The organism is Bowmanella denitrificans (assembly GCF_002887595.1).
GTDB classification, from domain to species: Bacteria; Pseudomonadota; Gammaproteobacteria; order Enterobacterales; family Alteromonadaceae; genus Bowmanella; species Bowmanella denitrificans.
On sequence record NZ_PEBU01000003.1, the window covers coordinates 56959 to 78413 of the forward strand.

The window sequence follows — 21455 nt, forward strand, 5'->3', positions numbered from 1 at the left end:
ATTTGCTGTTTAGGAGGAAAGGATGAATAAGATGTCCTATGCCGACTGGCAGTCGTATTGCCAGAGGTTAATCAGTGAAAAACGCATTGAAGGCCGCACCTATATCAATGGCCAATATCAGCCAGCACAAAGCGGACGCTGGTTCGACTGCATTAATCCGGCCGATGGGGAGGTGATTGCCAGCATCGCTGAATGCGACGAAGTGGATGTTGAACTGGCTGTCAATGCCGCCAGAAAGGCATTTGAACAGGGTCATTGGCGCGATATGCCGCCCAAACAGCGCAAGGAAGTGCTGATACGTCTGGCTGCTCTGATGGAAAGCCATCAAACCGAACTGGCGGCATTGGAAACCCTGGATATGGGTAAGCCGATTAGTGAGAGCTTTCATGTTGATGTCCCTGGCAGCGCAGATGTCGTTCGCTGGCATGGTGAAGCCGTCGACAAAGTGTACGACGAAGTGGCACCCACCGAGCCAGGCGTACTGGCTACAATCACCCGTGAGCCCATAGGTGTAGTGGCCGCCATTACTCCCTGGAATTTTCCATTATGGTTGGCCTGCTGGAAAATTGCGCCAGCCCTGGCCGCGGGTAATTCTGTGGTGTTAAAGCCATCAGAGAAGTCATCGCTAACCGCCCTGTTTCTGGGCAGACTGGCCAGCGAGGCCGGTATTCCAGCTGGTGTATTGAATGTCGTGCCTGGCTTTGGCCACACAGTCGGTAAAGCCCTGGGCTTGCATATGCAAGTGGACTGCCTGGCGTTCACCGGTTCTACCCGCACGGCAAGAACCCTACTGGAATATGCTGGCCAGTCCAATATGAAAAGAGTGTGGCTGGAAGCCGGGGGTAAAAACCCCAATATCGTGTTTGCCGATTGCCCGGATTTAGATAAGGCAGCACGCAGCGCCGCCAGCGGTTGTTTCTATAACCAGGGCGAAGTCTGCGTCGCCGGTACCAGATTGCTGGTTGAACGCAGTATTCACGAGCAGTTTGTGCAAAAAGTGATTGAGGCCAGTCGCAGCTTCCAACCCGGCGATCCACTGGACCCGGCCACCAATATGGGCGCTTTGGTGGACAAACAGCATCAGGGCAGCGTATTGCAGTACATTCAGTGGGGGCAGGAAGGCGGTGCCAAGCTGGCACTAGGGGGGGCAGCACCTGCAGATAAACACCAGGGCGCTTTTGTTGAGCCCACGATTTTTACCGGTGTCACCAATCAAATGCGTATTGCCAGAGAAGAAATCTTTGGCCCAGTCATGTCGGTGATTGCATTTGATGATGAAGCTCAGGCTATTAGTATCGCCAATGACAGTGATTACGGCCTGGGGGCTGCGCTTTGGACCTCTGATTTGTCCCGCGCCCATCGTCTGGCCAGGCAACTGCGGGCCGGCTCGGTGTGGATCAACAACTATAACGATGGTGACATGACCGTGCCATTTGGCGGCTACAAACAGTCCGGCAACGGCCGTGACAAGTCACTGCATGCACTGGATAAATACACTGAATTAAAGACGACCTGGATCCAACTAACCTAAGGAGAAAACGGCTGAAAAGCCCGGGCTTTTTGCTCAAGCAAGATAATCTGTAGAACCTAAAGGCGGAGTCAGCGGTCCCGTCAGACCTATATACCAACAATAATGTATTGAAGGAAATCAGGATGAAACTCAAAACCAAGCTACTCACTACAGCGCTGCTCGGCAGTCTATCCACCTTAGCCCATGCAGAAGTCAGTGGCTATGTCACTATCACTTCTGACTATATGTTCCGAGGTGTCAGCCTCAACGACAAGGATGCAGCCTTGCAAGGTGGCATTGACTGGGCGGCCGATGAATCAGGCTGGTATGCCGGTATCTGGGCATCCCCCGTCACGGACGACACCGAGGTGGACCTGTTTGCCGGCTATGCGGGTGAACTGGGTGGCGGTCTTGAATATGACCTGATGGCGGTTTACTACGCCTACCTTGATGAAGACGAATACAGCTATCTGGAGCTCCACGCAGGTTTGAGTAAAGCCCTGTCAGATAATTTCAGTCTGGGTTTGAACCTTGATTATACAAACGACTCCATGGCCTCCAATGGTTATGACGATCTTGACGCTCTGCACTTGTCCGTAGTTGCAACCTACAGCATACAGGAAGACATGGCGCTGGAATTTGAATTTGGCCGACAGGGTTGGGAAGTCGATGGTGAAGACGGCGACTACAATTGGGGCCGGGCATCGCTAGTCAAAGACTATGAACATTTCTCTGTGGATGTCAGTGCCTGGTACAACGATCTGGACGGCGATGATTCATCCAAAGTCAGTCTTGGGCTGAGCTATCACTTCTAAATTCGTTATTGCCCGGGCAGACCCGCCCGGGTCTGTCTTTTCAGTGGAGTTGTCATGCAAGAGCATGTGGCAAGTTATTACAGATTCAATGCCGGTAATACTGACTATCCTGCTTTGCAGGAAGCGTTGCAGGCGGACGTTTGCGTGCTGGGCGGTGGATTTACCGGCTTGTCATCGGCGCTACACCTGGCCGAAGCCGGGTTTAAAGTGGTGCTGTTGGAAGCAGGCCGTATCGGCTTTGGTGCCAGTGGCCGCAATGGTGGGCAAATAGTCAACAGTTACAGCCGCGACGTGGATCATATCACGGCCAAATATGGCCAGGCTGCCGGAGACGCAATGGCCGCCATGATGTTTGAAGGTGGCGACATCATCCGTCATCTGATTCAGACTTACCAGATAGACTGCGACCATGTGCAGGGCGGGGCCTTTGTCGCGCTCAATAGCAAACAAATGCACCATCTGGAGGCCCATCAACAGCTCTGGCAAAAACATGGCAATCAGCGTCTTGAATTGTTGGACCGGGAGGAATTAGCAAAAATTGTCAGTTCCAACCGCTATGTTGGCGGGCTGACCGATGGCATGAGTGGTCATATCCAGCCCTTGAAACTGGCTCAGGGCGAGGCCAGAGTCATTACCTCTTTAGGTGGCAGGATATTTGAACAAAGCCCGGTTGTCAGCGTACAGCGTGGTGAAAAACTCAGTATTCAGACCCCAGCCGGTAAGGTTTCCGCCCGCTTTATGGTGGTGGCAGCCAATGCCTATCTTAGCCACGTACTACCGGAACTGGGCAAGCGCAATATGCCCTGTGGCACGCAGATTATTACCACTGAAGTACTCGGCGAAGAGCGCTGCCGGGAACTGTTACCGGCCAATTATTGTGTCGAAGATTGTAACTACCTGCTGGACTATTATCGTACGACTGCCGATCACCGACTGCTGTACGGCGGCGGCGTCGTGTATGGAGCCCGGGATCCGGCGGATATCGAACGACTGATCCGGCCTAAAATGGAAGCCACCTTTCCGCAATTGCGAGGGGTGAAAATTGATTTTGCCTGGACGGGTAACTTTCTGCTGACCTTATCCCGACTACCTGAATTTGGCCGCTTGGATAACAACATCTATTACATGCAGGGCTATAGTGGTCATGGCGTAACTTGTACACATCTGGCCGGCAAAGTGGTGGCAGAGGCACTCAGTGGTCAGGCACAGCGCTTTGACGTGTTCGCTAAATTGCCCCATCTGCCTTTACTGGGTGGGCGGGCACTACAAATCCCCTTTACGGCATTAGGTGCCGCCTATTACAACCTGCGTGACAAACTGGGCATATAAATGAAGATTATCAAGCTAAAGCCATATGGCCAATATGCTGAAAGCTACCCTACTCCGGCAGAAAAGCAGCTTAGCGGACCAGTTACCCAATACATTGCCAATCATTACAGTGATCCATCTAACCAGTTCCACATTGGTTTTTGGGGTAGCGATACCGGCAGTTGGCGAGTCAGCTACAGCGAGTATGAATACTGCCAGTTACTGCAAGGCCAGGTCGAACTGGAAGATGAACAAGGGCATAAAACCCTTATTCAGGCAGGCGAGCATTTTGTTATCCCGGCCGACTTTAGCGGAATTTGGCATAGCCTGACGCCCTGTAAAAAGGTTTATGTGATTTTTGAACCGGCCAAAGCGGGCTAACCTGGCCTGGTTAGCTCCCTTTGAAGCCTTGACAAGCGTAGGTCATGCCACCCATGACAGCCCCGGATAAAGGCAGGACTTCGGCGCGTTTTTTGGTGATTCGGATCAGATTCGCGCCATGCTCGGCAGCGCGATTGCGCAGCTCAATTTCTGCCGCAGCCAGCGCAGAGGCGAAAACCTCGTCGGCACTTGCTGCTTCCTGATATCCTACTTCGGTGCAATCACCCGGTACTTCATCAAGGGTATCCACCACTTTTACATTCGCCCCATTTTGGGACAGTGACACACAAGCGTTCAATCCCAGCGCCATACTTAGTAGCATTGCTTTTTTCATCCCTGACATTCTCCATAAAATTGTGGTTAACAAGACTCTCATTACATTCATAGTGTTAACCTGAGCGGATGCCACTGCAAGGGTAACACAGCAAACAAGCTATACAATTTGTAACCTAGGGGCTGTTTATCTTTCGAGTATGATTTTGCAGCAGTTTGTGGGCCCTTTATACAAGGCAGAGTGAACGTAGTGTAGTGATTCTACATAAGTGAATAATAACGCCGTAGAAAGGGCCCACAAGCGCTGCCCAAAGGGTTCAACCCAGCCCTTCCTGCTCGGTATGACAGGCTCCTGCCTGTCACCGCAAGCGGCCAGCTAAAGCTGTTCAATGACGTTCCCTACATCATTGTGTTGCCGGACTTTGACTTAGGCCCACTAGGCCTGCAGCCCGGCGTCTTGACCAGAAGGGGCTGGATTTGAACAAAATCTATACTTGAAAGATAAACAGCCCCTAGAAACGGTATCCCAGACTCAGGCCCCACTGGCGCGGTGGTGCCAGGTAAAATTCGGCGACACCAAAGGCCTGAGTAAAATCATTGGCCCCAATCACATGATAAGTATCGGTCAGATTTGTCACATATGCGGCCACTTCAAGCTGCTTGTTCACTTCCCAGCTTAATCTGGCATTGACCAGACTAAAGGCCTTTTGCACCGCCAGACTCGAATTAAACACATCATTATAGGTTTTACTGCGAAACGCCCAGTCAAGGCGGGCGGTCAGACTGCCATCACCACTCAGGGGCAAGCGGTACCATAGCGCGGCACTGGACGTCCAGGGCGGCGTTCGAATCAATCGGGAATCCAGACTCACCTGTGTGGCACTGCCCACATCAACAAAGCGGGCATCAATATAAGACAGGCTGCCACTGAGTCCCAAGCGGGCACTTAGACGTGCCTCCCATTCCATTTCAATCCCTTTGCTGCGGGCTTTTCCGACGTTATCGATTAGAATTTCAAGACCTGATTCTTCACTGGATTGGCCTCCGCGCAATTGCATATCCTTATGATCAATATAAAAGCCGGTCAGATTAAGACGCAGCCGGTTATCCAGCCATTGTGAACGGATCCCCAATTCATACGACGTCAGATACTCAGGATCGAATGGCTGGGCAGTCACAGCCGAATTGGGCAATCCGTTGAAACCGCCGGATTTAAACCCTCTTGAGACCGAGCTATACAGCATTAAGCTGGGGTTATACTGATATTGAACCGCGAGCAAAGGTGAAAACACCCGCCATGATTTGCGAATAGCCCCTTGTGCATCCCCATCGGTACGACGAAATAGTTCCACTTCTGCAACATTGGCATAACCCACCACCTGCTGAGATTTTCGCTCATAGGTCAGACGCCCACCCATTGTGAGTGTCCAGTGGTTGTCCAGATGCCAGTTCCCTTGGGCGAACATTGCATAACTTTGGTTATCCAGCCAGTTCTGATAGCGATTGTCCAAATCCAGCCCAATATTCAGGGGATTACCAGACCCGCCAATGTCTGTTGGATTGGCCAGGGAGGAACCATCCAGTGGGCCTGGCAGGGCTTCCAGCGCGGCATATAAATTTTCAAAAAAGATAAAATCAGCCTGGTAATAGGTATCTTCATCAAAGGCAAACAAACCCAGCAGCCAATCCGCCTGTGCACTACTGCCCATTAAGTTAAATTCCTGGCTACGCTGGTTTTGCGCTTGTAAATCATGAGTGACGCCAATATTCACAGGATTGTTGTCAAAATCGCGGCTATAAGTCGCATTTAAACTGTTATACGCCGTTATCGACTTTAACCTTATCTCAGGGGTAAGCTGCCAGTTTATTGTGGCTGACAGACCGTACTGACTGAGACTATTGGAATTGGCTTGTGTGGCAGCACTATCATGCTGATTTTGACTGATGGTTAATGGCGGTAGTGGCTCAAATTGCATTGAGCTCTGAGCCACCCAGTTATACAGCTCTATCAAACTGGCATTGTCATTTTTTACCGGCAGAACTGATGGCGCACTGCCATTTTTTTGCCATTGCCCGGTATAACTCAGGGTCAGATCAAGACCTTCTCCAAGTGCAAATTGATACTTAGCCAGCAGATTGAAATCATCTTCGCCCCCTTCCCTGTCGCCATTCTCTCTGATCACAAAACCGTCACGGTCATTTTTCGACATTGCCAAACGCAATCCCTGGTCAGGTCCAATGGGCTGGTTCCAAACCAATGCCAGGTCACGGCGCTGAAACTCCCCAATATCAGCCTGCAACCTGAAGCTTTGTTGCTCACTGACCTTGTTGGTAAAAATTTGAATGGCGCCGCCAATGGTGTTCTTTCCAAATAACGTTCCTTGCGGCCCACGCAGGACTTCTAAACGCTCCAAGTCCAGGAAACGAAAAATGCCTCCTGGGGAACGGGCATGATAGACGCCATCAATGTAAAGCCCGACGCTGGGATCAATAGTGGGGATAGGATCCACTTGCCCCACCCCACGCAAGGTAATATTGGCACAATGCGTACAGCCGGAGTTTTCCCCTACTGTGGTAACATCCATATTTGGCAGAAAGTAAGCGGCCTCCAGCAGGCTCTCATGCCCGGCCTGCAACAATTGTCCTGCTGACAGGGCTGTCACAGCCAATGGGGTTTGTTGCAGATCCTCTTCGACCTTGCGTGCTTCAACTTTGATATCCAGTAATTCGTCCAGCGACAGGGCAAACAGATCCATTTGTTGTTGCGTGTCAGCAGCGTTACCTGGCTGGCTGACTATTCCTGCCAGACACTGGCAGGCAAAAAGAGCGGATACTGTTTTTCTCATGCAGACTACCCTGAATAGATAATGCTCTTTCAGTGTAGTCTATTTGCTATTTTTACCCTTTGATTTCAGAGGGTTTTGGCATATTCCTGAATGGCTTCGGCAACCCGCGCGAAAATATGCTGAATATCCTCAGCAGTACAGATAAAGGGCGGGGCAAAACTCAGATTATTGCCGCCAAATCGCACATACACCCCCTTATCCCAACAAAGGGCACTGATATCGCTGGCCCGTTTAAGTGGATGAGCCGGATCAGCTTCAATCTGGATGGCACCAGCCAGACCAATATTGCGGATATCTTCCACCAGCGGCAGACCTTTAAGTTGGTGTATAGCCTGCTCAAACACCCCAGACAACTCCCGAACTTTAGACATCAGTGCAGGTTTGGTTAATTGTGCCAGGCTTGCCAAAGCGGCCGCACAAGCCAAAGGATGGGCGGAATAGGTGTAACCATGAGGAAACTCAATCAGGTAGTCATCACCAGGCTGGTCCATTAACGTGGCATATATGTCATCATTACTGATCACTGCCCCCATTGGCATGACCCCGTTGGTCAGCGCCTTGGCACAGGTAAGGATATCCGGCTGTACATCAAAGAAATCGGCCCCAAACAAACTGCCAAGTCGGCCAAAGCCGGTAATCACTTCGTCAAAGATCAACAAAATGTCATGCTGGTCACACAATTCCCGCAAACGTTTAAGATAGCCCGCTGAAGGGACAATAACGCCACCGGAACCGGCCATAGGCTCGACTATCACCGCGGCAATATTACTGGCATCCTGTACCTCCAGAATACTAAGCAGACTGTCGGCTAAATAGTCACCTTCAGTCGGCACTCCCTTGGTAAAACGGTTTTGCGCTAACCAGGTGTGAGGAAGATGGTAGGTATCCAGCGTCTGCCCATAGAGCTTGCGATTGCCGACAATTCCGCCGACGGAAATACCGCCAAAATTCACCCCGTGATAACCTTTACTGCGCCCGATAAATTTTGTTTTCTCTGCACGCCCCTTGGCTCGCCAGTAAGCTCTGGCCAGTTTTAATGCGGTGTCGGCTGCTTCCGAACCTGAATTACAAAATAATGTATGGTTCAGATCCCCTGGCGCCAGCTCCGCTAGCTTGTCGGCCAGTTCGAATGCCAGTGGGTGGCTGACATTAAAGGCCGGAGCATAATCAAGATATCCCAGTTGTCTGCTGATGGCTTCGGTAATGGCTTGATTACCGTGACCCAATGGGGTGCACCACAAGCCAGACAAGCTGTCATAAAGTGGCTGCCCTTGTGGGGTGTAATAAAATATCCCTTCTGCACGGTCAACCAGCCGGGGTTGTTGATGAAAGCGCCGGTTACTGGTGAATGCCAGCCAGTGACTGGACATGGAATGTCGGTTGGGATGAAAAGTCATGATAATAAAATCCCTGTATTAGCTGTTAAGAATCTAAGCAAATTCCTTTGGCGGGTAAATCAGCAACTGATACAGTTCAGTTTCGACTTTCTTAACCTATTTGCAACATGCTCAGTGCCAGAAAACTTCGCCAGGTCAGTAATCTGGATTTGAAATTGCTGAAAACCTTTATTGCTGTGGTACAGGCCGGTAGCTTTACCGGCGCAGAAGGCATTCTGAATCTTAGCCGCTCGGCAATTTCTATCTACATTTCCGATCTGGAAAAACGCCTGGGCATGAAACTATGCAACCGTGGCAGGGCGGGTTTTAACCTGACCTTAGAGGGACAGAAAGTCTACGATGCCGCCCTGAAACTAATGCATGCCACCGAGCAATTCCAGGAAGAAGTCAATAACACCTATTCGGTGCTCAAAGGCGAGCTGAACATTGGCATTATCGATAATCTGGTGACTATTCCTCACCGCACCATCAGTCAGGCGCTGGCCAGGCTTAAACATACCAGCAGTGAAATCCGCATCAATATCCGCATGAGTAACCCTGCCGATATCAGTCTGGCCTTACTGGAAGGTGAACTGGATGTAGGGGTGATGCCGAGCCTGCAACCCATTGACGGTCTGAGGTTGCAACCCTTGTATAGCGAGAGCAGCGCCCTTTATTGCTCTGCCGCGCACCCCCTGTTTGTGCAAACAGATGATTTAGCCAATATTGGCAAACACAGCGCGGTGTTACCCATTTACGCCCAGCACATGAATCAGCCACAATTATTCGACCATCTGCATGTCACCGCCACCTCCAATGACCGCGAAGGGGTGGCCTTTTTGGTGCTGACCCATGAGTATATTGGCTTTTTACCGGAGCACTATGCCAGTCGCTGGGTGGAAAAAGGGGAAATGCGTGCTCTGTTACCCGAGACGCTCAGTTATCAGACTGACTTTTTTGTGGCAACCCGCCAGGCGCAGAGGAACAAAAGGGTGTTGGATGTTTTCCTGAAAGCGCTGGTCGAACACCCCGCTCAAGCTGACTGACTTGGTGCAATAAAACGTCAGAAAACGCATTATCAAAGGACTGTATTAATGGCCAAAGGCCGCTGAGATACATTTTTTCACCTCAAAGGTATAACCCAGAGCAGCGTCATCTTGTTGAGTGATTTGTAAGATTTCATAGTCATTTAATTCCACGACTTTACTGCCCTTATCAAGCTGGCAACGTGAGTATTCATCTGATTCAAAAAAATACACAAAATTCGCCACCGCGACCCGAGTGAAATTCCGGTAATCACACTTGGCCAGACTACAGGACAACAGGTTACCACCATTATTAATGTGCAGACCAAAACTGCTCTGCCCTGTCCTCGATTCCGCAGATAAGGAAGAAGTTGACTCTGACGGAAGCAATGCCTGGTTGGCCTTTGGAGCCGACTCCGTCCCTTTACCTGTCAGTTTTTGCATAATAGTGGAGGTAATTTGCTGCCCTTCAGCAAAGTGGCTGGAGTGCTGAACTGCGTCCATCAGATTGACCAACACCATAGTAGACAACAATATACGGACCAAGGTAGTGGAAATGGGGTAACGACAACGACTCAGCAGACGCATGCCTTTTTCACCAAAGGGTTTCAGCAACAGTATGGCAATAAGATACAAAGGCAACAGCATTTGAAACAGCAGTAACAGGATTAAACTGATGCTGATAGCCCAGGTGGGAAACAATAGTAAAATAGCAAAATTATGTGTGTAGCTGAGATTGTGTGCGGCAACACCTGTGACATCATTAACCAGTCCGGCCGCACCCGCCACCGCGAAATTGGCAATGGCAGCATAAAAAAGCAAAATCAACGCCCTTCCGGCCAGTGATTCCCACCACGTTGTGAATCTGGGCCAAAACTCCATAGCCAGCGCCAGAGCGGTAGGCAATGCCACCATCCAGCCCTGGTGAAAAGGTAAAATAACCAATGCCAACACATACAGCTTCTGACTTGGGCTTAGCCAGCCCCAACGGGTCACCAGGGCCTGCCAAAATGAAAATCTCTTAGGTGGCTGCCCATTAATCATATTTACTGCATCGTCCATTTACCCGGCCCCCTAACAGCCAATTGCAGGGCAAGGAGTCTACTGTAATCAGGATGCCATGAAAATACCTCAAGCCCCGGCCAAAACATAGTAAACGCAGCAGATGTATAGCATCACTCTGTGTCACGGCCTTTTACTTGGTCCACTCAAGCGTGGATAATTGCCCTAAATCCCATTGCCAGTTTTTTCTATGCAATCGATTAATACTGCTGTTATCGGCTTTGGTTTGTCAGCCAAGGTTTTTCATTTGCCTTTTATTCAAGCGTCAGCACAATTTAGCTTACGCGCTATCAGCTCTTCACAGACCGAAGCGGTTAGGCAGCAATATCCGGACGTTATGTGCTTTAATGACGCCGAAACCCTAATCGCTCAAGCGCAAGCCGAGCTGGTCGTCATCACCGCTCCCAATCAGGCGCATTTTTCTCTGGCAAAGCAGGCGCTGGAACAGGGCAAGCATGTATTAATAGAAAAACCAGTAACAATAACCAGTGAAGAATGTCGCCAACTTATTGAGCTGGCCAAGCGCCAGCGTAAACTGCTGGCCCCCTTTCACAACCGGCGTTGGGATGGCGATTTTTTGACCATCATGCACCTGATTGAGCAAAACACGCTGGGGCAGATCAAGTTTTTTGAATCCCATTTTGATCGCTTCCGACCTGAGCCACAGCAACGCTGGCGCGAGAACAAAGAGGCCGGTAGCGGTATCCTGTATGATTTAGGGCCACATTTAATTGATCAGGCATTAGCCCTGTTTGGCCTGCCGCAGGCCGTTACGGCAAGAGTATTAAAACTGAGGCCCCAAGCCCAGGCAGTGGACTATTTCCATTTGCAACTTCACTATGCAGATAAAGAGGTAATACTGCATGCCGACCCATATCAGGCAGGCCCCAATCCAAGATTCAAATTACAAGGGACGAAAGGCAGCTACATCAAATATGGTTTGGATCCTCAAGAAGACAGACTAAGGCGCGGCATAACCCCAACTGAAGTAAACTGGGCCGCAGAAACGCCTGAGCAGTATGGAACACTTTATCACGCCAATGACTCGAATCAGATCCCGACGCTTACCGGTGGTTATCAGCATCTTTATCATCATCTGGCCGACTGCATCAATAATCACCTTGCTTTTACTGTCAGTACGGAGGATGCACTGAACGGTATTAGGTTGATTGAACTGGCATTACAAAGCCAGGATGTCGGCGGGACTGTCAGCGTTGATAACAAGTAACGCCAACAGAAAAGTTAACCTAGTGCCCATATCGCGGATGTTTCTACCACTGCTCACAACGACAACAGACAACAGACAACAGACAACAGACAACAGACAACAGACAACAGACAAATTAACAAAAATAGGATTTCTGCTCCAACATGGTGGACCTACCTGGTCCACATGCTGCTAATGACAACAAAGCTTGCTTAAATTGTACCTAAAAAGGCATGTCCCGAACTCATTGTTATTTATTTTTTATTCTGCAAAATCCGATAAATACCTGGCCCGCGAGCTGCCCGGATATTCATGCTCAGGAAAAGGCGCACAGGCTTTATTCAGCAATACTTTTGCCGACATTAGCAACTGTGTCGATTCATAATCTGTGTGCTGAGCCAAACTAAGCTCGTCAATCACAGCGATGGCCGCTTCCTTATCGACAATTTCTGCCACACGCCCGGTTTGGGTGCACAGACCGTAGGTGCCATTCAGAAAATGCTGCCATTCCTTTTTAATATGCTTATCAAGCTCAGCATTAAATGCACAGCCAGAGGGGCAGAGACGCATTTTTTTCAGTACTTTCAGCCGCTTTTTATACTGTTTATGGAACAGGTTAAACGCTTGATGGCCCGCGGATAGCCGGTCCAACTGTCTTAACCAGGCTGGCGTGGCCCTTGCGTAGTAGAGCACATAGTGCTGCTCCTGATGTTCCGCCAGCACGGATTGGCAAGCCAGCACCATGCTCACGCGATAAGAAGCCTTGGGCGCCATTCCTTGTTCCTGCCAATGCCGCAACTGTTCCTGAGTGCAATTGCCCCGTGCAAGCAGCTGTGGCTCGCTCAAATATCGGCTTTGCAAATACTCAAGCAGTGCCATCATCCGCTCCATGGTGTCGCTGGCTGTCTGCAGGTGTATCAAGGCGTTGGTGCAAGCCATAGTCACGCAATACTTGGGCGACTCTCAGGCGATAGTGACTAAACAAACCCGAGCGGCCTTTGGCCTGCGCCTGCCGGTGTGCGGGCAGATTGCGCCAATGCTGAATAGCGGTTTCATCGCGCCAGAACGACAGTGACAAATACCGGCCAGGCTCGCTCAAACTTTCAAAGCGCTCAACCGAGATAAAGCCGTCCATCTGGCACAGCTCCACCTTTAACTGCTCGGCAAGTTGCAGATATTCATCCATACAGCCCTGGTTTGGGGTTAACTCAAAGATGACGGCAATCATTTGCTTGTCCTACTGAGACCAATGACAAATAACTCTGTGCTTCTGCTTCAAGGAAAGTGCGATACTCAGCAAGAATAAAACCCTCCTGTTGTGCAAACTTGAAATTCTGTTTTGCCGCAGGATCTTGCTTCAATCGCTGGCGATATGCTTCATACTCGGCCAGACTGGCAAAGCTGATTAAGCCGAATCCTTCAACATTGCTGCCTTCATAAGGCAGAAAGTAACCAACTAACTGGCCACCACAGGCAGGAATAATCTGTGCCCAGTTCTGGGCATAAAGGCGAAACGAATCCAGCTTAGTGGGATCCAGCCTGTAACGAATAAAGCAGGTAATGGTCATCACTTGTCTCCTGTTAGGTTTTGCGGCAGTCTAGCTGGCTATGATTCACTATGCTTCGATGGCCATCGAACTATGCCTGACACTCCCCCTTCCCTACCCCAAGTTGCCGCCTTGATTGGCGAGCCGGCGCGTACCAGCATGCTGATAGCGTTAATGGCAGGAAAAGCACTGACCGCCACAGAGCTGGCGCTGGAAGCGGAGATCAGCAGCCAAACCGCCAGTAGTCATCTGGCCAAACTGCTTGATTCAGGGCTGCTACTGATGGTGAAACAAGGAAGACATAAATATTTTCGTTTGCGTAATGAACAAGTGGCTGGATTGATTGAAAACTTGCTGAACCTGACCAGCAGTTTGACTCAGTCTGCACATCAAACCGGGCCACAGGATCCCATGCTACGCAGGGCCAGAGTTTGTTACGACCATTTGGCAGGCGAGCTCGGGGTTCGTTTATATCAAGGGTTGTTGCAACAAGGACTGCTAGTTGAACAAGACAGCCAGGCCCGCCTGACCGAACCAGGCAAGCTGCACTTTACTCATCTGGGTTGCGACATCCTTCCCCTTGAGCAAAGCCAACGGCCTTTATGTCGGGCTTGTCTTGATTGGAGTGAACGAAGGTTCCATCTGGCTGGCAGTCTCGGCTATTGGATACTGGAAGATATCCTGAGTCGGGGTTGGGCCAAACGCATCCCGGATTCAAGAGCGATGCAGTTCAGTCAATCGGGAGAAAAAGCACTGTTGAAGCGCTATCTACTGCCCGACATTACTGCGAATAAAGTTTACGCTTCCAAGCAAGTTACCCACCAGTCCCAGCAGACCTAATAACGACGATATCACCATATACAAAGAGTTACCGGAGAAGATCCCCAGCGCCACCAGTAACACCACCGCCATCAAGGTGATAGGAAGTCTATATTGGTGCCAGTGGCCGATATTACCCTGCAGGATCATCGCTTTGAGGTTTTCGACCGATTCAGCGTGGCGAACAAAGTAAGCGAAGCTCTGATTGGCGATACGAATGCGACCATGACGAACAATGATTAAACCATTGGCCGCTAATTGCTCCAACACCACCACATTGTTGGGGTTTACTCTTTTACCATAAGATAAATAGTACAAAGCCAACTTTTCAGCCGGGCTGCAGGCACTCCACCAAAACCGGAACAAGGCTTCAGCTTTGAGCAAAATACGATGAACTGCCGACCATTCATCGGCCGTTTTCTGCTCGTCCCTGAGAGTAAGCCAGCGCAGGTCGTGGTAGACCTTGTGTACTTTAGGTTCCGGCATATTTACCAATTCTTTATAGACAAAATGTAACATCGGCATGGCCTGAACCTCCTTGGCAATAAAGTCCACATCCAAAGGCAGAATATCCTGATCAGCATTTTGCACCGTGAAATCTTTTAAGCAATCAGCCCAGGCCATGTACTCCAGCGCTGGCATCAATTCCCTATTACCTTCTCCAGGTAAATTGGCGGTGGCATTTACCTTACGCAGACAATGATAGTCACAATAAAGATCCAATCCGGCTAGCTTATCCTGTTCCTTAAGCGCCTTGAGTTGATTGAGCAAGTCCAGTAACTGGCCTCTGGCCTTTAAGTCCTCCAATGCGTGCTCCAGATTATACAGGCACAGATGGTAACGGTTTTGTGACCATTCAATGGCGATTCTGATACCGCAAAAACTGCCAAGATTATCTCTTGAAAAAAGCGGGCACAACGCCAGCAACTTGTCTGTCAGACTAATCGCCTGACGGTTATGCTGCTGATACTGCTGCACATGCCTGTCGAGGCTCTGGCCCTTTTGGTATACGGAACGAAGGAAGATACACAACTTAGGATCAGGACTATGGTACTTGGAGGATTTAACCTGCTGATGCAGGCGGTTAAGATGGCGTAGCAGATTCAGACTGCCAAATAGCCGAACATACAACACATCTCGGTTCAACCCTACCCACAACACTATCAGTAAGACCATACCTGCACTGACCAGCAAAATATTCGGCCAGGGACTGGCATTTCTTTGGATATCTGTATCAGCACCACTGGGGCGGCGACCAAAGACATAACGTTGCAGCCATTCATGAATATCAGTGAGCTGAGTAAAATGACCGAAGGACATAATATCCTCAGGTTTGCGCGCATTGGCAATTCCGCGGTCTTGCAATGGGACATCAGGCAAAGCTTGCCCCATTTTCTGTGTATTGACCTGTGAATGATAGAAGTAGCGGTTACGTATTTCCTGTTGCCATTGCGCTGTGGCGTTTTGCCGCGATTTGCTTAGCTCCTGATAATACCAACTCAGCGCGCCGCCATTAGCAGGACCAAGTTGATTTAGATAAAAGGTCAGTAAAACACTGGCAGCGGTGAACACCAATAGCAGATTAAACCAGCCTATGCCTACCCGTATTGGTTTCACCCTTAGCTGAATATGCCGGTTTTCCCTGCTCATACGCCAAAAATGCCAGCTTCCCCATAACAAACCTAATGTGGCATAAAGCAGCGCCATAAAAACAGCAAAAAATTGGCGCTTTGCCATTGAGTAATCCAGCGCCGCACCGCACCAGTACCCGGTTAAAATTGCCGCAGTTAACACAGAGGTAAATAGCACCAGCTTGCGCCTGTCAATTACAAGAGGGATATGCAAGGCCGTTTTTACCTTTCCGGTATCGACCAAGCGCCGCACCAGAGCCACGGTAATGTAGCTTACGGCACAACAACTCAGCAGCAGAACGAAGTTTAACCAGAACATATTGGTCATATAATTATTCAGGGCATCTGACGGGATAAACACAACAACGGACCAGGGTTTGATCTTGCTTTGCACATGAACAAACCACCCAGGAAAACCGTGATAGTGCCCGCTGAGCGGTCGAATATCAGCCTCCTCATTGTACCTTTTGCTATCTCGCTCAGCCTGCAAGGAAAAACGCAGTGCCTCTGTCCCCAGATCACCACTGTCCAACTTTTCTGTCAGGCTGTAGCGAGACTGGTCATGAAACAGCACGTCGCCACTGCGTCTGTCGATAACCATTCTGATAAAATCCTGGTAGTGCCTGGCGTTATCTTCCGGTATCTGCAGGGACGGCAGAAATATATCCCCTACAATCTCAAAAAACTGTCCCCCTTTTGGCAGCGCCAGGCCCAGTGTGGTACCCAGGGTACCGTCTTCAATATTGCGCAGTCTTTGAATATAAAACTGCAGTGTCCCACCCCAGTCAGGTGCATAATCTGCCACTGGCCAGCCCAGCCCCTGCCGCACGGTTTGAAAATACTGACGTCTGGATAAGTCGGAAAACTTACTGGAACCATATTGCTCCACATAGGAAAACCTCGGCCCGCGCTGAACACCGCTACCATCCACCAAAGAGGCCTGAATCAAGGTCGGCTCAAATGCAAATTCTGTGTGTGCCGTCATCGGTGGCTGTTCACCTGCACATTGGCTGATATTGGTGTCGGTAAAGGCAAAACGTGCGGCATCGAAAACCGTCCAGATTGCCGCTTGACGATTGGATCGCGGTTCACTATTGCAAGTCAGTGTCATCGGCTGGTTTTCAATATCTAACCATGGACTATGCTTTTTAAGCTGTTGATGTAGCGCTTCCTGAGTCAGAGCCTTGTCGAGTGAATGGTCTGTTATCAACTGGTTGTAAAAGCTGTGTAGCGGCTTAAGCTGAGTGAAAATGCGGTGTAAGTCTGAATCCAGATTGTTTGCAGTTCGCTCAGCCAGTTCAAATGCCCGCAACGCCTTATCACTTTTCTCCAGTTGCATCTGTGCATAGGCCAATGACAGCGCCACCACTGCAATAAATAACAAGTAGGTACTGTACATCGTAATACGGTAAAACAACTCATCCACCGTCTGATGTACCGACAGCAGGAACAAACGCAGCATCACCCAGGCAAAAACCAGGGAAATCATACCAAGCAACCACTGCCCCCAGGTCCAGCGCTCACTGCTGTTAGAAGAAAGCTTTTCACTGGGCAGGACGCCCAGTAGGAATACCGGCTGTTGCCCCAGCCTGAATGGATAAAAATACAAACGGTAAGCACCCGGGTTTATCTGAATATCCAAGTAATGACTGAACCCAGGCAGCAATACTTTTTCATCCATAGAGATGTTGCTGTTCTTGCCACTGTTGCTCAAAAGTTGCAGCCAGTCGCGATTCAGTTCAACGGCTATTTGCTTACTGAATTCGTCGACATTCACTACAGATAAAACCGGATTGGTGCCGGTATCCGCCAGAATGCTGTTATCTTTATGTACCAGCAGTAGCTGACTGAAATTGCGCTTATCTGAGTCCATCAAATCGGCCAAATCCAACTGCCAGCATACCTTGGCATCGCTATTTGATGCCGCATTTCCACTGTTAGTCACCGGGAAGATGATGCGATTGTCTTTAAGAGCTAACACCCCTGGCAGGCTTAATAATTCGGTCTGTGTTTGTGCAGGGGCGGGGGATGCAGGTGGTAATTGGCAATGTGCCAGTTGTATTTGTCTGGCAGAGGGAAACAGGGTTTTAATTCTGGTTTGGTTGGATTGGCTAAAGCCTTTGGTATCCCAGCTGGTGAGCGTATCCAGTTGTTCCAGCTTCTGCCTGAATCGCAGGGAAATACTGGCCAGTTCACTAAAATAGTTGCGATTTACTGCCTGCTCGTGTTCACGCAGATGGTCATAATAGACATACCCCAGCAGCATCAACACAATCAGTAACAAAGGCAACCAGATAGGTAATCTGGCTGCTTTTTTGCCATTGGTGCCTGCCCCTGCCGGGTTGTTATAACTCATGCTGTCCACTCTTTGTTATCGCCAATCCCAAGCAACAACAAAACAGATGCTAACAACCGGAACGTCTGGGCTATAGGGTACAGTGATACAACAAGTTAAAATCTCTCACCGACCGCTACAAATTGTAGCTTAATTCCTCCTAAGTCACTGAGAATGATAGTGAAGACAAAAATGGGCCGGATAGTAACCCAGCCCATTTATCAATGATCTAACCCTTGCACGGCGTCCAGTTCACGTTCCAGACGTTCACTTTCATCGGCTCTGGGCTTAGTAAAACGAGCCAAAGCCAAATACAACACCGGGGTTAGATACAAGGTAAACACCACCGCCAGTCCAAGCCCGCCGAATACCACCCAGCCTATGGCATTACGTGCCTCGGCGCCTGCACCGACAGATAAAATCAGCGGCAAGCCACCCAATATAGTAGAGAACAGCGTCATGGCAATAGGACGCAGGCGAATAACCGCGGCCTTCTCCACTGCTTCGCGCACCCCCAGGCCTTTATCCCGGAGCTGATCGGCAAATTCCACCAGCAAAATGGAATTTTTTGCCAGCAAACCAATCAACATCACCAAGCCGATTTGCGAATAAATGTTAATCGAGGTACCGGTTAAAAACAGTGCCAGCAGTGCCGCAGCAATGCCAAAAGGTACGGTTAACATTACCACTACCGCACTATTAACACTTTCAAACTGTGCGGCCAGCACCAGCAGCACAATAATAAAGGCCAGCACATAGGTCAGCAGCACTTCATAAGCGGTTTCCTCAAAGGTCAGGGCCTCGCCTTTAAACACCAGCGCGATGCTGTCCGGTAAACTTTGCTCGGCCAACTGACGCAATTGTTCCACCGCCTCAGCAATAGACATATCCGCTGGCAGCTCCATATCCATCTCAATGGCACGGCGCTGGGCATAACGTTCCAGTTCAGCAGCCACCCCTTCTTCACTGATATTAGCCAGACTTGAAAGCGGTACTAGCTGACCACTGCGTGAGCCCACATAAAGATTGGACAAATCGCCCGGATCGTTAATGGTGTGATTTTGCGCCTGCAGCATAATGGGAATAGACTGATCGCCTACATTTAAGTCCGCCACATCGTCACCGTTGATGGCAGAGCGCAGGGTAGTGGCAATATCCGACAATGCCACGCCTAATTCTTCGGCCCGGCGTCTGTCGATATTGACGCGAAGTTGCGGCTGGGTGGGCTGATAGGAAATCTCCACCTTGCCCATTTGCGGCAGTTTTTGTTCAATCTCTCTGGCATAAGCCAACGCGGCGGCATAGATCCTGGCATAGTCATCACCGGTTAGCGCCAGCTCAATGCCACCGCCCTGACCGCGCAAATCCAGACTGTTGGAGCCAAATGCCCGGCCCGGTGCGCCGGGATTTTGTGCCAGCGGCCCACGAATCTCATTGATGATATCCTGCTGGCTGTGTTTACGCTCGCTCCAGTCCCGCAGTGGCACGGTAATAAATACAATATTCGGGTCCCACTGCCCTACAACGGTGTAAATAGAATCAATATCGCCGTCGTCCACATAAGGCAACAACACTTCTTCCATGGCCCTGGCTTGTCGGTCCATAAAATTAAGTCCAACGCCATCCGGCCCGCGGGCAAAGATACGGATTTTGCCGCGGTCTTCGGTGGGCAGCAGTTCGTTTTCCAGATAATGGTACAGACCACTGGCAGCTCCAGCGGCCAGTAAACAGGCAAAAAAGGTTAGCCAGGCGCGGTCCAGTACCCAGTGCAGTGAGCGGCTGTAGCCTTTTTGCAGACGATAGCCAAAACGACTGAATAGATGAGTTCCGCCATTTTTCACCGGCAGTCTGGCCGTCAGCGCCGGCACCAGTGACAGTGCCACAAAGGATGAGATAATCACTGCCCCGGCCAATACTCCACCAAACTCACGGAACAGTCTTCCTGCGGTGGATGGCAAAAACGCGATGGGCACAAACACCGCAGCCAATACCGCCGTGGTGGCAACCACAGCAAAAAATACCTCCCGGCTGCCAATCACTGCGGCCGCTCTTGGCCCCAATCCCATACCTCGACGACGTTGAATATTTTCCGATACCACAATGGCATCATCGACGATAAGGCCGGTAGCCAGTACCAGAGCCAATAAGGTGAGAATATTAATGGAAAAACCCAGTGCCCAGATAATGGCCAGGGAACCGACCAGCGCCACAGGGATAGACAGTGCTGGCACAATAGTGGCACGCCAGGAGCCAATAAATACCCAAAGGGTGGCAATCACCAGCAAAATAGTCAGTCCCAGCGAGGTGATCACCTCCTCCACCGAGCCACGAATAAACTGGGCATCATCTGAGGTGACTTGCAACCTGAGCTCCGGAAAACGTTTTTCCAGACGCTTGACCATGGCCAGCACTTCATCGGAAATCTCTATGGTATTGGAACGGGCCTGGCGAATAATTTCCACGCCAATCACGGGTCTGCCGTCCAGTCGCACAAAACTTTGTGCATCGGCCGGGCCGAAATACACCGACGCAACATCACCAATGCGGGTGTCGCCTTGTATCACTATGTCTTCCACCTGAACAGCAGTCACCGAGGTGGCATCTGCACGCACAATCAGGGTTTGATCGGTTGAACGTAAGCTACCGGCTGGCACATCAAAAGGCGCCTGACGCAGCACTGCGGCCACATCCGGCACGGTTAGATTAAAACTGGTCAGGCGCAGCGGGTCAATCATCACCCGCAGTACCCGTTCTCTGTCGCCGTTTAAGCGCACATCCGCCACGCCAGGAATACTCAGAAACAAGGGAGCCAGGTCGGTATCCACCACCTGAGTCAGGGCTTCCAGTTCCAGTTTGTCACTGGATACCGCCAGGCTTACCACGGATTCTGCATCATTGTCTGCCTTGATAATGGACAAGCGCTCCACATCATCGGGTAATTCCCGCTGTACCCGGCTGACCGACTCACGGGTTTCATTGGCGGCGTCATCTAAATCTATACCGGGGCGAAATTCCACCACGATACGGGCAAAACCTTCCTCACTTTGCGCGCGGATTGACTTAACGCCGCTGACCCTGGCCACCGCCCCTTCCAGCTTGCTGGTCACTTCGGTATCCACGGTTTCCGGTGAACCACCCGGGAAGCTGGCTGTTACAGTGACAATGGGTCTGTCAACATCCGGCAATTCCCGCACTTCAACACCGTTGATGGCAGCAAAACCGGCGATAATAATCAGCAGATTTAACACCACGATCAGCACCGGACGACGTATGGACAGCGACGGCAAATCGTTACTATGCAGGTATTGTTTAAAACTCAT

The 21455-nt window shown here is 50.3% G+C and carries 16 protein-coding genes; 7 read left to right on the forward strand and 9 right to left on the reverse strand.

Annotated features, from left to right (window positions below; all coding sequences use genetic code 11):
* The first annotated feature begins 31 nt into the window (after positions 1-31).
* The 4 genes from CSR04_RS06995 to CSR04_RS07010 all read left to right on the forward strand — a co-directional run bounded on the left by CSR04_RS06995 (position 32) and on the right by CSR04_RS07010 (position 4014).
* Complete coding sequence (locus CSR04_RS06995) at positions 32-1531, forward strand: aldehyde dehydrogenase (RefSeq protein WP_216362537.1); 1500 nt, start codon at positions 32-34, stop codon at positions 1529-1531.
* Positions 1532-1653: 122 nt separating this feature from the next.
* Positions 1654-2325 (forward strand): TorF family putative porin, encoded by a 672-nt coding sequence (locus CSR04_RS07000; protein WP_102795563.1) that lies wholly within the window; start codon positions 1654-1656, stop codon positions 2323-2325.
* Positions 2326-2379: 54 nt separating this feature from the next.
* Positions 2380-3654 carry an NAD(P)/FAD-dependent oxidoreductase gene (locus CSR04_RS07005; RefSeq protein WP_102795564.1) on the forward strand — a complete coding sequence of 425 codons (1275 nt, stop codon included), beginning with the start codon at positions 2380-2382 and terminating at the stop codon, positions 3652-3654.
* Positions 3655-4014 carry a cupin domain-containing protein gene (locus CSR04_RS07010; protein ID WP_102795565.1) on the forward strand — a complete coding sequence of 120 codons (360 nt, stop codon included), beginning with the start codon at positions 3655-3657 and terminating at the stop codon, positions 4012-4014. It begins immediately after the preceding gene.
* A gap of 10 nt (positions 4015-4024) precedes the next feature.
* On the opposite strand, the gene CSR04_RS07015 is transcribed toward CSR04_RS07010, so the two are convergent.
* The 3 genes from CSR04_RS07015 to aptA form a co-directional block, all read right to left on the reverse strand.
* Positions 4025-4348, reverse strand: a complete 324-nt coding sequence (locus tag CSR04_RS07015; RefSeq protein WP_102795566.1) for a hypothetical protein — start codon at positions 4346-4348, stop codon at positions 4025-4027.
* Between the two features lie 451 nt (positions 4349-4799).
* Positions 4800-7133: a TonB-dependent receptor gene (locus tag CSR04_RS07025; RefSeq protein ID WP_102795568.1), complete on the reverse strand. Its 2334-nt coding sequence runs from the start codon at positions 7131-7133 to the stop codon at positions 4800-4802.
* 65 nt (positions 7134-7198) lie between these two features.
* Positions 7199-8530, reverse strand: a complete 1332-nt coding sequence (gene aptA, locus CSR04_RS07030) for an omega-aminotransferase AptA (protein ID WP_102795569.1) — start codon at positions 8528-8530, stop codon at positions 7199-7201.
* A 107-nt stretch (positions 8531-8637) separates the two neighbouring features.
* Between aptA and CSR04_RS07035 the strand changes: the two genes are divergently transcribed.
* Positions 8638-9555 (forward strand): LysR family transcriptional regulator, encoded by a 918-nt coding sequence (locus CSR04_RS07035; RefSeq protein WP_102795570.1) that lies wholly within the window; start codon positions 8638-8640, stop codon positions 9553-9555.
* Between the two features lie 45 nt (positions 9556-9600).
* On the opposite strand, the gene CSR04_RS07040 is transcribed toward CSR04_RS07035, so the two are convergent.
* On the reverse strand, positions 9601-10596 hold the full coding sequence (locus CSR04_RS07040) for a hypothetical protein (RefSeq protein ID WP_102795571.1): 996 nt from the start codon (positions 10594-10596) through the stop codon (positions 9601-9603).
* A 190-nt stretch (positions 10597-10786) separates the two neighbouring features.
* On the opposite strand from CSR04_RS07040, the gene CSR04_RS07045 reads away from it, so the two are divergent.
* Complete coding sequence (locus CSR04_RS07045; protein WP_102795572.1) at positions 10787-11824, forward strand: oxidoreductase; 1038 nt, start codon at positions 10787-10789, stop codon at positions 11822-11824.
* A 240-nt stretch (positions 11825-12064) separates the two neighbouring features.
* Here the strand turns inward: CSR04_RS07045 and CSR04_RS07050 are convergent, their stop codons facing one another.
* From CSR04_RS07050 to CSR04_RS07060, 3 genes are read right to left on the reverse strand one after another with little or no spacing between them, the layout of a single operon-like run.
* Complete coding sequence (locus CSR04_RS07050) at positions 12065-12685, reverse strand: DUF6058 family natural product biosynthesis protein (RefSeq protein WP_146027118.1); 621 nt, start codon at positions 12683-12685, stop codon at positions 12065-12067.
* Positions 12669-13031, reverse strand: a complete 363-nt coding sequence (locus CSR04_RS07055; protein WP_102795574.1) for an antibiotic biosynthesis monooxygenase family protein — start codon at positions 13029-13031, stop codon at positions 12669-12671. Before CSR04_RS07055 ends, CSR04_RS07050 begins: the two co-directional genes overlap by 17 nt.
* Positions 13012-13371 carry an NIPSNAP family protein gene (locus tag CSR04_RS07060; RefSeq protein WP_102795575.1) on the reverse strand — a complete coding sequence of 120 codons (360 nt, stop codon included), beginning with the start codon at positions 13369-13371 and terminating at the stop codon, positions 13012-13014. The genes CSR04_RS07055 and CSR04_RS07060 overlap by 20 nt, the downstream gene beginning before the upstream one ends.
* A gap of 72 nt (positions 13372-13443) precedes the next feature.
* Here CSR04_RS07060 and CSR04_RS07065 point away from each other — a divergent pair, with 72 nt between their 5' ends.
* Positions 13444-14190: an ArsR/SmtB family transcription factor gene (locus CSR04_RS07065; protein WP_102795576.1), complete on the forward strand. Its 747-nt coding sequence runs from the start codon at positions 13444-13446 to the stop codon at positions 14188-14190.
* Here CSR04_RS07065 and CSR04_RS07070 read toward each other — a convergent pair.
* Entirely contained in the window at positions 14119-18156 is a 4038-nt protein-coding gene (locus tag CSR04_RS07070; protein WP_102795577.1) for a hypothetical protein, read from the reverse strand. The two genes, CSR04_RS07065 and CSR04_RS07070, sit on opposite strands and share 72 nt — an antisense overlap.
* A gap of 200 nt (positions 18157-18356) precedes the next feature.
* Positions 18357-21455 carry an efflux RND transporter permease subunit gene (locus CSR04_RS07075; protein ID WP_102795578.1) on the reverse strand — a complete coding sequence of 1033 codons (3099 nt, stop codon included), beginning with the start codon at positions 21453-21455 and terminating at the stop codon, positions 18357-18359.

Coding starts and splice junctions, on each gene's coding strand:
- CSR04_RS06995 (WP_216362537.1), top strand. CDS start 32: ATGTCCTATGCCGACTGGCAGTCGTATTGCCAGAGGTTAATCAGTGAA.
- CSR04_RS07000 (WP_102795563.1), top strand. CDS start 1,654: ATGAAACTCAAAACCAAGCTACTCACTACAGCGCTGCTCGGCAGTCTA.
- CSR04_RS07005 (WP_102795564.1), top strand. CDS start 2,380: ATGCAAGAGCATGTGGCAAGTTATTACAGATTCAATGCCGGTAATACT.
- CSR04_RS07010 (WP_102795565.1), top strand. CDS start 3,655: ATGAAGATTATCAAGCTAAAGCCATATGGCCAATATGCTGAAAGCTAC.
- CSR04_RS07015 (WP_102795566.1), bottom strand. CDS start 4,348: ATGAAAAAAGCAATGCTACTAAGTATGGCGCTGGGATTGAACGCTTGT.
- CSR04_RS07025 (WP_102795568.1), bottom strand. CDS start 7,133: ATGAGAAAAACAGTATCCGCTCTTTTTGCCTGCCAGTGTCTGGCAGGA.
- aptA (WP_102795569.1), bottom strand. CDS start 8,530: ATGACTTTTCATCCCAACCGACATTCCATGTCCAGTCACTGGCTGGCA.
- CSR04_RS07035 (WP_102795570.1), top strand. CDS start 8,638: ATGCTCAGTGCCAGAAAACTTCGCCAGGTCAGTAATCTGGATTTGAAA.
- CSR04_RS07040 (WP_102795571.1), bottom strand. CDS start 10,596: ATGGACGATGCAGTAAATATGATTAATGGGCAGCCACCTAAGAGATTT.
- CSR04_RS07045 (WP_102795572.1), top strand. CDS start 10,787: ATGCAATCGATTAATACTGCTGTTATCGGCTTTGGTTTGTCAGCCAAG.
- CSR04_RS07050 (WP_146027118.1), bottom strand. CDS start 12,685: ATGATGGCACTGCTTGAGTATTTGCAAAGCCGATATTTGAGCGAGCCA.
- CSR04_RS07055 (WP_102795574.1), bottom strand. CDS start 13,031: ATGATTGCCGTCATCTTTGAGTTAACCCCAAACCAGGGCTGTATGGAT.
- CSR04_RS07060 (WP_102795575.1), bottom strand. CDS start 13,371: ATGACCATTACCTGCTTTATTCGTTACAGGCTGGATCCCACTAAGCTG.
- CSR04_RS07065 (WP_102795576.1), top strand. CDS start 13,444: ATGCCTGACACTCCCCCTTCCCTACCCCAAGTTGCCGCCTTGATTGGC.
- CSR04_RS07070 (WP_102795577.1), bottom strand. CDS start 18,156: ATGAGTTATAACAACCCGGCAGGGGCAGGCACCAATGGCAAAAAAGCA.
- CSR04_RS07075 (WP_102795578.1), bottom strand. CDS start 21,455: ATGAGTTTTAAACAATACCTGCATAGTAACGATTTGCCGTCGCTGTCC.